Source organism: Pseudomonas oleovorans subsp. oleovorans (assembly GCF_002197815.1).
Taxonomy (GTDB): domain Bacteria; phylum Pseudomonadota; class Gammaproteobacteria; order Pseudomonadales; family Pseudomonadaceae; genus Aquipseudomonas; species Aquipseudomonas oleovorans.
On sequence record NZ_NIUB01000008.1, the window covers coordinates 128,808 to 141,742 of the forward strand.

A 12,935-nucleotide genomic window follows, 5' to 3' on the forward strand; every position below is an offset into this window, starting at 1 on the left:
CTGACCCCCTAGCGATTGTTGAGGCTGCTCTCGTACCAGTTGCGTGTGCTGTTGACCATGCGTACCAGCCATAGCATCACGGGCACTTCGATCAGTACGCCGACCACGGTTGCCAGGGCGGCACCCGAGTTGAATCCGTACAAGACAATGGCCACGGCTACGGCCAGCTCGAAGAAGTTGGAGGCGCCGATCATGGTGGCCGGGCCCGCTATGTCGTGGCGCACTTTCAGGGTATGGCAGAGCCAGTAACCCAGTGCCGCGATGAACAGCGTCTGCACCAGCAGGGGGATCGCGATGATGCCGATTATCAGAGGTTGCTCGACGATGGACTCACCCTGGAAGGAGAACAACAGAACCAGAGTGGCCAGCAGAGCGATGATGGAAAATGGCGAAATCTTCGCCAGCACATTCTCGAAATAGGCTTCGCCGCGCTTCATCAGTTGAGCCCGCAGAAACTGGGCGATGGCCAGCGGGATGACGATGTACATCACCACGGAAAGCAGCAGGGTGTCCCAAGGCACCGGGATCGAAGAAACGCCCAGCAACAGCGCCACGATAGGCGCAAAGGCAAACACCATGACCAGATCGTTCAGTGCCACCTGGGTCAGAGTGAAGTTGGCATTACCCTTACACAGGTTGCTCCAGACAAACACCATCGCCGTGCAGGGCGCCGCACCGAGCAGGATCAAGCCGGCCATGTAGCTATCCAGCTCTTCGGCGGGCAGCCAGGGCGCAAACACCTGCTTGATAAAGAACCAGCCAATCAGCGCCATGGAAAACGGCTTGACCGCCCAGTTAACGAACAGCGTGACGAACATGCCGTTCTTCTGCTGGCGCACTTCGCTGATGGCGCTGAAGTCGATCTTCATCAGCATCGGAATGATCATCACCCAGATCAGCAGGCCAACCGGGATATTGACCTTCGCCACCTCCAGGGCGCCGACGGCCTGAGCCGCTTGCGGCACAACCAAGCCAAGCACGGTGCCCACCACGATGCACAGGAACACCCACAGGGTCAGGTAGCGCTCAAAAACTCCCAGTGGAGCCCCAGAGGCCTGCTTCAGGGCGACTTCACACGCATTTGTCATCTTTGCTGCCTATCATCGTTCGCTTAGCGCGCAACGCGCTGCATATTCACTTTACTGCATATTCGTAAAATAATATATTTGGCCATCTGCATCTTTGATAGAGATCAACATGAGCCAGAAAAAGCGCGTCCTGTTCCTCTGCGTCGCGAACTCCTCACGCTCGCAGATGGCCGAAGCCCTGCTGCGCCACACCGACTCGGAACATTTTGAAGTCTACAGTGCAGGCTCCGCCCCTACTGAAGTCGACACCCGAGCCCGCAATGCATTGGAGCAGCTTGGTGTTCCCACTGATGGGCTTTACAGCAAGTCCATCGAACAGGTCGCTGGCGAGCCTTTCGACTATGTGATCACCCTGTGTGACAAGTCCGCCCTGGAGTGCCAGGCCCTGCCAGGGGCTGGTGAGTACATCGCCTGGAATTTCGAAGACCCGGCAACCAGCTCGCAGAAAGATGCCTATCGCAAGACCCTGCATGAGATTCATGAACGGATAAAGATGTTCGTGCTGATCAAAAGCAAAACGGCGAATGAAGCTTCCACTCTGCATGCCATGTCGCCAACCGAGGTCTTCAAATGCCTGGCCGAGGAAACGCGGGCGCGCATTGCTTTGCTGGTGACCCTGGAACAGGAACTGTGTGTCTGCGAACTGACCTCGGCACTGGAAGAGGCGCAACCCAAGATATCCCGGCACCTGGCCCTGCTGCGCGGCTGTGGTCTACTGGAGGATCGACGCAATGGTCAGTGGGTGTACTACCGCCTGCACCCGCAGCTGCCGGAATGGGTGACCGATATCCTCAAGCAGACCCTGGACAACAATGCCGAGTGGTTGCGCCAGGATGTGCAGCGCCTCTGGCAAATGCGTGATCGCCCTGGGCGCAAGCCTGCCTGCGATTGAATACCAGGCACTGGGGATGACCATGAACGTTTTGTTTCTCTGCACCGCCAATAGCTGCCGCAGCATCCTGTCGGAGGCTATCTTCAATGCGATGGCTCCCAAGGGCATGCGGGCCTTTAGCGCAGGCAGCTACCCCAAGGGGGAGGTCAATCCGTTGGCTTTGCAGGCACTGCTTGATGCTGGATTCGATGTTGAAGGCCTGTACAGCAAATCAACCGATGCCCATCAGGCTCTCGCCCCTGACATCGTCATTACCGTCTGCGACAAGGCAGCCGGAGAGGCCTGCCCAGTTTTCTTTGGCCCGGCGACTCGCTGTCACTGGGGACTGAGTGACCCATCCGACGTTAACGGATCTGAGGCGGAAATAAACGCAGCGTTTGCAGCCACCATCCAGCAGATCCAGAAGCGAGTGAGCGCATTTATCGCGCTGCCCTTTGCTCAACTCGACAGCGATGCGCTCAAGGCCGAGCTGAACAGGATCGGCTCGTTGTAGCCCAAGAGGTAAGAACCCATGATCGACAACCTGCCCAACGTCGCCGAGGAGCTGTTTGCCCGCTCTATCCCGACAAACCTGGGCCTCGCCGAAGGCGAGCACAAGCCGCGCATTCTGCTGCTCTATGGCTCCAATCGTGAGCGCTCCTACAGCCGTCTGCTGACCCAGGAAGCGGCGCGCTTGCTGGAAGCCTTCGGCGCGGAAACCCGAATATTCGATCCTTCCGGCCTGCCCATGCCGGACGATGCCGACAGCAGCCATCCCAAGGTCAAGGAACTCATCGACCTGGTGCTCTGGTCTGAAGGTCAGGTGTGGTGTTCACCCGAGCGCCACGGCGCTATGACCGGCGTATTCAAGTCGCAGATCGACTGGATACCGCTGACCATGGGTGCCATCCGTCCCAGTCAGGGCAAGACCCTGGCCGTGATGCAGGTCTGTGGAGGCTCGCAATCCTTCAATGCGGTTAACCAGATGCGTGTGCTGGGGCGCTGGATGCGCATGTTCACCATCCCCAACCAGTCTTCAGTGCCCAAGGCCTACCTCGAATTCGACGAGGCCGGGCGCATGAAACCTTCCAGCTATTACGACCGCGTTGTGGACGTCATGGAGGAACTGGTCAAGTTCACCCTGCTGCTGCGCGGCCACAGCGACTATTTGGTCGACCGTTACTCGGAACGTAAAGAGTCCGCTGAAGAACTCTCCAAGCGCGTCAACCAGCGCGCCATCTGACTACCAGGAAACCCTCTCAATGAATCACCCCTACGACCGGCTCAGCATTCCCGGTATCCAAGGCAAACTCATCTTCACGCCCTGTCCCGGCACCAAAGACAGCAGCCTTGTCGACTCGCTGGCCACGCTGAAACAGGCCGGCGCCTCTGCCGTGATCAGCCTGATGCCGGCAAGCGAACTGGCCACCAATGGTGCCGAGGACATCGGCAAGCAATGCCAAGCGCAAGACATGGCCTGGTTCCACCTGCCGGTGGCGGATGAGCAAGTGCCGCTTGAAGATTTCGGTCAGGGCTGGAAAGCCTCCAAACAGAGCATCCTTGAGCGGCTTAATGCGGGCCAGGACATTGCCATCCACTGCAAGGGCGGCTCGGGACGCACCGGGCTGATTGCGGCGCGGATCATGGTTGAGGCCGGCATTCCCCGCGCCGATGCCATTGCCCTGGTGCAAGCCCTGCGTCCCAAGGCTATTCAACACCCAGCCCACATCAACTGGATCACCCAGTTCGATGCTGCCCACTAACTCCAGTAGATGAGTCGAAAAACATGGCTATCAAAATTGGTATCAACGGTTTCGGTCGCATCGGTCGCCTGGCGCTGCGCGCCTCCTGGGACTGGCCCGAGTTTGAATTTGTCCGCATCAATGATCCGGCAGGCGACGCTGCCACCCATGCGCACCTGATCAACTTCGACTCGGTGCACGGTCGCTGGCACCACGAAGCCGGCAGTGATGGCGATTGTGTGGTGATTGGCGGCAAGCGCATCCAGGTCACCAATAACAAGGCGATTGCCGACACCGACTGGTCGGACTGCGATCTAGTGATCGAAGCCAGCGGCAAGATGAAGACCGTGGCGGTATTGCAGGCCTACCTCGATCAAGGCGTGAAGCGGGTCGTAGTCTGCGCGCCCGTGAAGGAGAAAGGCGCACTCAACGTAGTGATGGGCGTCAACCAGCAGCTGTTCAATCCAGCCGAGCACCGCATCGTTACCGCTGCCTCCTGTACCACCAATTGCCTGGCTCCGGTGGTCAAGGTGATCCACGAGAACCTCGGCATCCGCCATGGCTCGATCACTACCATTCATGACCTGACCAACACCCAGAGCATCCTCGACACCCCGCACAAGGATCTGCGCCGTGCACGCGCTAGCGGCATGAGCCTGATCCCGACCACCACCGGTTCGGCCACCGCCATCGCCGAGATTTTCCCCGAGCTGCGCGGCAAGCTGAACGGCCATGCCGTGCGCGTGCCGCTGGCCAACGCCTCGCTGACCGACTGCGTGTTCGAAGTCGAGCGGGCCACCACGGTGGAGGAAGTCAACCAACTGCTGAAGGCTGCTGCCGACAGCCAGCTGAAAGGCATCCTCGGCTACGAGGAACGCCCGTTGGTCTCCATCGATTACCGCACTGACCCGCGCTCCTCGATCATCGATGCGCTGTCGACCATGGTCATCAACGGCACTCAGGTGAAGCTGTATGCCTGGTACGACAACGAATGGGGCTATGCCAACCGCACCGTGGAGCTGGCCAAACTGGTCGGCCTGGCCGTTTAACCAAGTAGGGATGCAAGCATGAAGGCGTTGTCAGCCCTGGCCCCGGAGGTCAAACAGTACCTGCTGGTGACCGGCAATTACTGGGCATTCACCCTCACCGATGGCGCCTTGCGCATGCTGGTGGTGTTGCACTTCCACAGCCTGGGCTACAGCCCCTTGCAGATTGCCGCGCTGTTTCTGTTTTACGAGATCTTCGGCGTAGTCACCAACCTGGTCGGCGGCTACCTCGGCGCCCGATTGGGCCTTAATCGCACCATGAATATCGGCCTGGCGATGCAGGTGGTCGCACTGCTGATGCTCACCGTGCCCGCCGCCTGGCTAACCGTGCCTTGGGCCATGGGCGCACAGGCGCTGTCGGGGATCGCCAAAGACCTCAACAAGATGTCGGCCAAGAGTTCCATCAAACTCCTGGTGCCCGATGCCCAGCAGGGCACGCTGTACAAGTGGGTGGCAATCCTCACCGGCTCGAAGAATGCGCTCAAGGGCGTGGGTTTCTTCCTCGGCGGCGCCCTGCTGGCCGTGCTGGGTTTTGCCGGCGCGGTATTGACCATGGCCGGCGTGCTGGCGGTGATCTGGATCGCCAGTCTGTTCCTGTTGAAGAAGGATCTGGGCAAGGCCAAAGCCAAGCCCAAGTTCAAGGACATCCTTTCCAAAAGCCGGGCGATCAACATCCTCTCCGCCGCGCGCCTGTTCCTCTTTGGCGCCCGCGATGTCTGGTTCGTGGTTGCCCTGCCGGTTTACCTGAGCACGGTTTTCGGTTGGGACTTCTGGATCGTCGGCGGTTTTCTGGCCAGCTGGATCATCGGCTACGGCATCGTGCAGTCCTTCGCGCCAGCCCTGACCGGCATGCGCAGCGGGCAGGTGCCGGATGGCCGTGCGGCATTCCTCTGGGCGGCCCTGCTGGCCGGTATTCCCGTTGTCATCGCCCTGGGCCTGGATGGCGATTTACCCAAGCAGGTGGTGCTGGTGGGCGGACTGCTGATCTTCGGCGGCGTGTTTGCCATCAACTCGTCGCTGCACAGCTACCTGATCGTCAGCTACGCCAAGGAAGACGGCGTGTCGCTGGATGTCGGTTTCTACTACATGTCCAACGCGCTTGGCCGGCTGGTCGGGACGCTGTTGTCCGGCTGGGTCTTCCAGCAATACGGCCTGGAAGCCTGCCTGTGGGTCTCCAGCACCTTTGTCGTGTTGGCCGCGCTGATATCCATCGGTCTGCCCAGGCATCAGCAGTTGGCGAGCTAAGCCAATACCCTATCCGGAGCACGCGCCATGTGTGAGTTGCTGGGAATGTCTAGTCGGTATCCCGCGAGACTGACCTCGTCACTCATGAGTCTGGCAGCACACGCAGGGGGCTCCAGCAGGAACAGCGATGGCTGGGGTGCGCTCTACGATGAGCGCGACGTGGCGGTGTTTAGAGAAGCTGGTCGGGCTAGCGAGAGCCCGCTAGTACAGCTCCTGCTGGCTGGAGGGCCCTGTACGACACTGGCACTGGGGCATATTCGACATGCAACCCAAAGTGCCAGGACGCTGGCTAACACTGCACCGTTTACCCGAGAGTTAGCGGGTCGAATGCACGTATTTGCCCACAATGGCAATTTGCATGGCATTGATCTTTCGCTCGCTTCCGGTTCGTTCCAACCGATTGGCGAGACTGACTCGGAACACGCTTTTTGCGCGCTGCTCGGAAAACTAGAAGCGCTTTATATCAGCGCGGATATGCCAACGCTGAAGCAGCGCCTCGACCTGATTGCGAGCTTTGCCATCGAGTTGCGTAAGCTCGGCCCGGCTAACTTTATGTATGCGGATGGTGATGTGCTGTTTGCCCATGCTGACCGCCGCTTGCAGGTGGACACGGGGCTGGTGGCACCTCCAGCCCTATATCTCTGGCAGACCCCGGCAATGAGTCCCGCGCAACAGCCCACGGATATTTCGCCTGACGCAGGCATTGCGCAGCAGCAGGTAACGCTAATCGCCAGCGTGCCCCTGGCCTGTGAGGGATGGCAGCCAATGAAAGAGGGTGAAATCATTGCCGTGCGTTCAGGCGAGATACTTGAAACGCTGTTTATCTAAGCGAAGTTTATTCGCCTAACTGCGGGGACTACCAGCGCCGATTTCCGGATTCCGTCAAAGTGACTAAAGCCGTGGAGGTTGATCAGGCGCAAAGTCCTCTTCCTGCCCAACCTGCTATCGCTGTACCCGTTGAGGTGCCTTCCGCGCCGACCACTGACTGCTTGACGGTGAAAGAGGGCGTCATGCTCTGGCTGCGCGTGGCAAAGAGCGGGACGGCGTCGACCACGTACCTCAATTACAAGTGCAAAGCAGGCCATGTGATTCGCTACTTTGGCGATACACCCATCAATCAAGTAACGATTCAGGATCTGAGACTGTTTCGTAACCACCTGGTGAAACCCGAGGACGGCTCCAAGGGGCTGTCACCGAAGACGGTTAACGACGTATTGACCGTGGTTAGAGGCGTCTGGGCAGACGCCAAATCAAACGACCTAATTTCGAGCGATCACATGAAAAACATCCACAACCACAAAGTAAAATACAAAAGCCTGGCAGACCCGTTCACCCGCGCTGAAATCAAAAGGATCCAGCATGCAGATCCTCTGAGGCTTCGCGAGGCGCGCGTGGTCGTGATGAATTGCTGGGCCGGCCTATCACGCTCTGAACTGATGGCACTGGCCCGTGAGGACGTAGATCTCGATAACAAGCTAATCCATGTACGCCGCGCCTACGTGGACGGTATCTACCGTATTCCGAAAGAAGAAAAGCGTGAGCGCTATGTTGAGCTGATCAAGCCAGCAGCGGAGTTGATGGAACTCATCCTGCAAGACACCACCGGTTGCCTGGCCCAACAGATTGAGGTCACCCAGCGCGACAATCTGACCAGTGAATCCGAGTGCGTCACCTTCCTGTTCCGGGACTGGACGACGGGTATGGCATGGCACCCTGACCACCTGGATGAATGGTTCAAGGATCACCTGGTCAAGTCCAAGGTGAGCCATCGGGGCATCAACCAATGCCGTCATACGTATGCGAGCCAGGCCTTGTCCTGCCACGTCGAACTGGAGTGGCTAGCGAAACAGCTGGGCCATGCCGACACGGCCATGATTAAGAAACACTATGGAAAGCTGATCCCGACTGATACCAAACGGATGGGCAGTGCGGTGTCAGAGAAGATGGGATTTGGGGAGGATTGGGGCGGGGTATAGCGGTCTGGAAGGACTGGATTTTGCCCCCATTTGCCCCCAATTTTGCCCCAAGCATTTTTTCACTTTCTCAAAGACAAGAAAAAGCCCCGTAACTCATTGAATTACGGGGCTTTTTAGTATGGCGGGAAGATAGGGATTTGAACCCTAGGTGCCATTGCTGACACAACGGATTTCGAATCCGTCCCGTTCGACCACTCCGGCATCTTCCCAAGCGGCGCGAATCATAACAGCTGAATGCGCTTTGGCGAAGCTTATTTTGAAAATTTTTCGTGTTCTATCAGGCGCTTGTGAAAAAGTCAGGGGCTGCCCGGCCTTCTCTCGCAGGGCTCAGGCGGTCAGGCGGGTCAGCGCTTCGCGGTACTTGTCAGCGGTTTTTTGCACGACGTCTGCCGGTACGGCCGGGGCCGGGGCTTGCTTGTTCCAGCCGGTGGATTCCAGCCAGTCGCGCACGAACTGCTTGTCGAAGCTCGGCGGGTTGCTGCCTTCGGCGTAGCTGTCGGCCGGCCAGAAGCGGCTGGAGTCCGGGGTCAGCACTTCGTCCATCAGGGTCAGGGTGCCGTCTTCGTCCAGACCGAATTCGAACTTGGTGTCGGCGATGATGATGCCGCGGGTAGCGGCGTACTCGACAGCCGTGGTGTACAGCTTGATTGCAGTGTCGCGCACCTGGGCAGCCAGTTCGGTGCCGATGATGGCTTCACACTGCGCGAAGCTGATGTTCTCGTCATGATCGCCCACGGCGGCCTTGGTCGAGGGGGTGAAGATCGGTTGCGGCAGTTTGGCTGCTTCCTTCAGGCCTGCCGGCAGGGCGATGCCGCAGACGGTGCCGCTCTTCTGGTATTCCTTCCAACCGGAGCCGACGATGTAGCCGCGCACGATGGCTTCCACGGCGACCGGCTTGAGGCGCTTGGCGACGACCGCACGGCCTTCCACTAGAGGCAGCTCGGCGGCGGAGACGACGTCTTCGACCTTGTCACCGGTGAAGTGGTTGGGCACCACGCCAGCCAGCTTGTCGAACCAGAAGTTGGAGATGGCGGTGAGGATCTTGCCCTTCTCCGGAATCGGTTGTTCGAGGATGACGTCGAATGCCGACAGACGATCGGTGGCCACCATCAGCATGCGCTTGTCGTCGATTTCGTAGAGGTCGCGGACCTTGCCCGAGTAGATCTTCTTCAGGCTCAGGGTGGTGGGTGTGCTCATGTCGGCATTTCCGTTTCTGGCAAACGGGTATGCCGCGAGAGGCATCCCGAATGATGAAAGCCTTCGCGGCATGCCCTCCCTCATCCGGCGCTTCGCGCCACCTTCTCCCGGAGGGAGAAGGACTGAAGGAAGACGTCGCTGCGCGACTTTCACACTAACAAGGCGAAACCTTTGCGGGTTTCGCCCATCGATTAACGGCTGGAGCGCGCTGCAGGCCGTTTTTCAACGGCCTGCCGGCGCCGGTCAGCCGAGATTATCCTGGATCAGGCTCAGCACGCGGCGCGATACGTCGGCCGGGGCAATGGTGTTGAGGTCTTTTTCCACGGTGACCTGGACGCCATCGCCAACCGGGGTCAGGCGCACCTGATAGCGCTCGGCGCGGGCTTCGATCTCTTCCTTGCTCGGCGCGCTGCCGAACAGGCGACCGAAGAAGCCTGGCTTCTCTTCGTTGATCTGAGCACCTTCGGCCATGTTGATGTAGTACAGGCCAAGGCTGCGGTTGAGGTCGTCGACGCGCACGTTGCCGAGCTCCAGCGAACGGCCGACGCCGGACCAGGCGCGGTCGAAATCGGCGCCGAGGTTGAGCACCGGGTTGCCGTTGCCGTCTTCGCTCAAGCTGACGCGGCTAGGCGCATCGTAGTCGCGCGCGGCGAGCAGCGACACCGAACCGCCCTGCTCCACACCACGGGCCATGCTCACCAGCATTTCGTCGAGCAGTGCCGCTTCGAGGCTGGCGTTGCCGCTACGGGCAGCGAAATCGACATCGGCGGTGCTGCCGGCAGGACGCACGGCGCTGGTGACGAAGACTTCACTGGTGTTGCGCTGCACGCCCGGCTCGATGCGCACGCGCACGCGGGTTTCGGCGTCCGGCGCAACGCCGGAAACGCGACTGCTCAGACGGCGCGCCATGCTCGTGGAGAGCTCATCGAAACGCTGCCAGGAGGTGATGAATTCGCCGGTTTGCGGACGCTCGCTGGCGATGCGGAAACCGTTGTCTTCGAAGAACTGACGCGCCAGCGGCCAGACTTCGGCCGGCACACGCTGGGCCACAACCCAACGCGAATCGCCACTGCGCTGCAGACTGAACTCGCGCTCGTCGGCACGCACCTGCAGGCCTTGTGGGCGCGGTACGTCGAACTTGCCGGAGGTTTCGGTGGTGCTGGCAACCTGGGCAGGCACCGGCAGCAGCGGGTCGAGGCGCTTGGCCTGGACGTCGGCCGGCAATTGCATCGGTGCAGTCTGGCGCGCCTCCAGGTAGTCGCTGCCGCGATCACGGAAGTAGCCATTGTCACCCCAGAGCCAGCCACAACCGCTGGTGCTGGAGACGATCAGAGCAAGGGCGGAAAATCCGGCCAGTCGCTTCATGCGTAGAATCCTTGAGTTAAGCCAATACACCGCACTGGCGCATGGCCTGGCGCAGCGGTTCGTGACAGCGCGGGCTGAGCCAGGTCAGCGGCAGACGAATACCGTCGCCCATCAGGCCCATTTCGTGCAGCGCCCATTTCACCGGAATCGGGTTGGATTCGAGGAACAGTGCCTTGTGCAGCGGCATCAGACGGTCGTTGATGGCGCGGGCGATGGCCGCCTCGCCACGCATGGCAGCAGCGCACAGGTCGCTCATGGCACGCGGCGCAACGTTGGCGGTAACGGAGATGTTGCCCTTGCCGCCCAACAGCATCAGCTCGACAGCGGTGGCGTCGTCACCGGAGTAGACGAGGAAATCCTTGCTGACGCGATCCAGTACGTCCTGGGCGCGCTGCAGGTCGCCGGTGGCTTCCTTGATGCCGATGATGTTGTCGATCTTCGACAGCCGCTCGACGGTCTCCGGCAGCATGTCGCACACGGTACGGCCCGGCACGTTGTAGAGGATCTGCGGGATCGAGACGGCTTCGGCGATGTGGCGGAAATGCAGGTACAGGCCTTCCTGGGTCGGCTTGTTGTAGTACGGGGTGACCAGCAGGGCGGCGTCGGCGCCGACTTCCTGAGCGGCACGGGTCAGCTCGACCGATTCACGGGTGGAGTTGCCGCCGGTGCCGGCGATCACCGGGATACGGCCGGCAACCTGCTTGACCACGCGCTTGATCACTTCGATGTGCTCGGGCACTTCCAGCGTGGCGGACTCACCCGTGGTGCCGACCGCGACGATGGCATTGGTGCCCTCTTGCAGGTGGAAATCCACCAATTTGCTCAGGGCCTCCCAATCCAGACCACCCTGCGCATCCATGGGCGTGACCAGTGCCACCATACTGCCCGCAATCATGCAACCGCTCCTGCCGGAAAATTTGAGCCGTAATGGTACTGGTGCCACCAATCCGGCACAAGCAACGGACAAGGGCTTATCAGGTCGTTTGCACATGACCTGCGTTTTCCGCGACCGGCTATCGGCGCATGCCGTCGTGCGATGCACAAGGCTTCGCCATTCCCCTCGGCGGTGCTTTTCGCTAACCTGCTGTCTTTGGTCTGCGGCTTCTCGCGCGTGGACCGTTCATCGCTTTAGGAAGGCTGCATGTCCACCCCCCTCGTTCGCGAACAATTCCTCGTCATCAGCGCTCTCGGCCGCGATGCCATGGCCCTGACCAACCTGCTCAGCCGCACCAGCCATGAGAACCGTTGTGCGGTGATCAGCACTCGCCTGAGCCGTCACGGTGAATTCAGCGCCCTGGTGCTGCAGGTGTCCGGTAGCTGGGATGCCCTGGCGCGCCTGGAGTCGAGCCTGCCGCTGCTGGCCAAGAAGCATGATTTCAGCGTGGATCTGGCGCGCAGCGCTGCCGCCGAAGTGCGCCCGCAGGCGCTGCCATATGTAGCTTACGTCAGCGCGGTGTACCGCCCGGACATTCTCAACGAGCTATGCCAGTTCTTCATCGACCACCGCGTCGAGCTGGAAGCCCTGACCTGCGACACCTACCAGGCGCCGCAGACCGGCGGCACCATGCTCAACGCCACCCTGACCGTGACGCTGCCGGCCGGCACACAGATCAGCTGGCTGCGCGATCAGTTCCTCGATTTCGCCGATGCGCTGAATCTTGATGCCTTGATCGAACCTTGGCGCCCGCAGAATCCCTGATAGCCGCACGCAAGGAGTTTCCATGCCCGTTGAACTCGACAAAGCCGTTGCCGACTTCCAGGCCGAGGCCACCAGTGGCCAGCAGGTAAAGCTGTCCGACCTCAAGGGCCAGCAGGTCGTGCTGTATTTCTACCCGAAGGACGCGACCCCGGGCTGCACCACCGAGGGTATGGACTTCAGCGCTCGCTTCGAGCAGTTCAAGGCGGCCAACACGCTGATCTTCGGCGTGTCGATGGACAGCCTGAAGAAGCACGAAAGCTTCAAGTGCAAGCAGGCGTTCCCCTTCGAGCTGATCAGCGACGAAGAGCACCAACTGTGCGACCTGTTCGGCGTGTACCAGTTGAAGAAGAACTACGGCAAGGAATACATGGGCATCGTGCGCAGTACCTTCCTCATTGATAAGGACGGCGTGTTGCGTGAAGAGTGGCGCAACGTCAAGGTCGCCGGCCATGTCGACAAGGTGCTGGCAGCCGCCGAAGCCCTGAACAAAGGCTGACCCCCTGCCCTGCACATGAAACGCCGCGACGGCCAATGGCCGTCGCGGCGTTTTTGTTGGGAGGTAGCCTGGTTTGAGCTGTGCAAAACCCGGCGCTCAGCCAAGCATCTACGCGCCGTATTTGTAGGAGCGGCGCCCCGCCGCGAACATGGATGGCGCGCAATTGACGAGCTTCGCCCCGGGGCGGGGCTCCTACGCAAGGCCGCGCTG

Annotated in this window: 14 protein-coding genes and 1 tRNA gene; 10 read left to right on the forward strand and 5 right to left on the reverse strand. The window is 60.3% G+C overall.

The window, feature by feature from the left end; genetic code table 11:
• Window positions 1-8 precede the first annotated feature (8 nt).
• Window positions 9-1,088, reverse strand: a complete 1,080-nt coding sequence (gene arsB, locus PSOLE_RS06895; protein ID WP_074856778.1) for an ACR3 family arsenite efflux transporter — start codon at window positions 1,086-1,088, stop codon at window positions 9-11.
• Between the two features lie 109 nt (window positions 1,089-1,197).
• On the opposite strand from arsB, the gene PSOLE_RS06900 reads away from it, so the two are divergent.
• Genes PSOLE_RS06900 through PSOLE_RS06935 form a run of 8 tightly spaced genes read left to right on the forward strand, consistent with a single transcriptional unit; the run spans window position 1,198 to window position 7,968 of the window.
• Window positions 1,198-1,980 carry a metalloregulator ArsR/SmtB family transcription factor gene (locus tag PSOLE_RS06900; protein WP_074856774.1) on the forward strand — a complete coding sequence of 261 codons (783 nt, stop codon included), beginning with the start codon at window positions 1,198-1,200 and terminating at the stop codon, window positions 1,978-1,980.
• Window positions 1,981-2,002: 22 nt separating this feature from the next.
• Window positions 2,003-2,473, forward strand: coding sequence for an arsenate reductase ArsC (locus PSOLE_RS06905; protein ID WP_074856841.1), 471 nt, complete (start codon window positions 2,003-2,005; stop codon window positions 2,471-2,473).
• 18 nt (window positions 2,474-2,491) lie between these two features.
• Window positions 2,492-3,202: an arsenical resistance protein ArsH gene (arsH, locus tag PSOLE_RS06910; protein ID WP_003118379.1), complete on the forward strand. Its 711-nt coding sequence runs from the start codon at window positions 2,492-2,494 to the stop codon at window positions 3,200-3,202.
• A 19-nt stretch (window positions 3,203-3,221) separates the two neighbouring features.
• Window positions 3,222-3,722, forward strand: a complete 501-nt coding sequence (locus PSOLE_RS06915; protein WP_028238016.1) for a cyclin-dependent kinase inhibitor 3 family protein — start codon at window positions 3,222-3,224, stop codon at window positions 3,720-3,722.
• A gap of 23 nt (window positions 3,723-3,745) precedes the next feature.
• Window positions 3,746-4,750, forward strand: a complete 1,005-nt coding sequence (locus PSOLE_RS06920) for an ArsJ-associated glyceraldehyde-3-phosphate dehydrogenase (RefSeq protein ID WP_003460640.1) — start codon at window positions 3,746-3,748, stop codon at window positions 4,748-4,750.
• Between the two features lie 18 nt (window positions 4,751-4,768).
• A complete protein-coding gene (arsJ, locus tag PSOLE_RS06925; protein WP_003460638.1) occupies window positions 4,769-5,992 on the forward strand; it encodes an organoarsenical effux MFS transporter ArsJ in 1,224 nt (407 codons plus the stop codon).
• Window positions 5,993-6,019: 27 nt separating this feature from the next.
• On the forward strand, window positions 6,020-6,820 hold the full coding sequence (locus PSOLE_RS06930; RefSeq protein WP_074856772.1) for a class II glutamine amidotransferase: 801 nt from the start codon (window positions 6,020-6,022) through the stop codon (window positions 6,818-6,820).
• Window positions 6,821-6,879: 59 nt separating this feature from the next.
• Window positions 6,880-7,968 carry a tyrosine-type recombinase/integrase gene (locus PSOLE_RS06935; protein ID WP_137088563.1) on the forward strand — a complete coding sequence of 363 codons (1,089 nt, stop codon included), beginning with the start codon at window positions 6,880-6,882 and terminating at the stop codon, window positions 7,966-7,968.
• A gap of 119 nt (window positions 7,969-8,087) precedes the next feature.
• On the opposite strand, the gene PSOLE_RS06940 is transcribed toward PSOLE_RS06935, so the two are convergent.
• The 4 genes from PSOLE_RS06940 to dapA form a co-directional block, all read right to left on the reverse strand.
• Window positions 8,088-8,177 (reverse strand) — tRNA-Ser (locus PSOLE_RS06940).
• Between the two features lie 118 nt (window positions 8,178-8,295).
• Window positions 8,296-9,210, reverse strand: coding sequence for a phosphoribosylaminoimidazolesuccinocarboxamide synthase (locus PSOLE_RS06945; protein WP_371254448.1), 915 nt, complete (start codon window positions 9,208-9,210; stop codon window positions 8,296-8,298).
• Window positions 9,211-9,408: 198 nt separating this feature from the next.
• On the reverse strand, window positions 9,409-10,530 hold the full coding sequence (gene bamC / locus PSOLE_RS06950; protein ID WP_074856766.1) for an outer membrane protein assembly factor BamC: 1,122 nt from the start codon (window positions 10,528-10,530) through the stop codon (window positions 9,409-9,411).
• Between the two features lie 16 nt (window positions 10,531-10,546).
• The gene (gene dapA / locus PSOLE_RS06955) at window positions 10,547-11,425 is read right to left on the reverse strand and encodes a 4-hydroxy-tetrahydrodipicolinate synthase (protein ID WP_003460631.1); all 879 of its coding nucleotides are present in this window, start codon (window positions 11,423-11,425) and stop codon (window positions 10,547-10,549) included.
• 246 nt (window positions 11,426-11,671) lie between these two features.
• On the opposite strand from dapA, the gene PSOLE_RS06960 reads away from it, so the two are divergent.
• Together PSOLE_RS06960 and PSOLE_RS06965 are read left to right on the forward strand one after the other, a co-directional pair.
• A complete protein-coding gene (locus PSOLE_RS06960) occupies window positions 11,672-12,229 on the forward strand; it encodes a glycine cleavage system protein R (protein WP_003460630.1) in 558 nt (185 codons plus the stop codon).
• Window positions 12,230-12,251: 22 nt separating this feature from the next.
• Window positions 12,252-12,725 carry a peroxiredoxin gene (locus tag PSOLE_RS06965; protein ID WP_003460629.1) on the forward strand — a complete coding sequence of 158 codons (474 nt, stop codon included), beginning with the start codon at window positions 12,252-12,254 and terminating at the stop codon, window positions 12,723-12,725.
• Window positions 12,726-12,935: the final 210 nt, after the last annotated feature.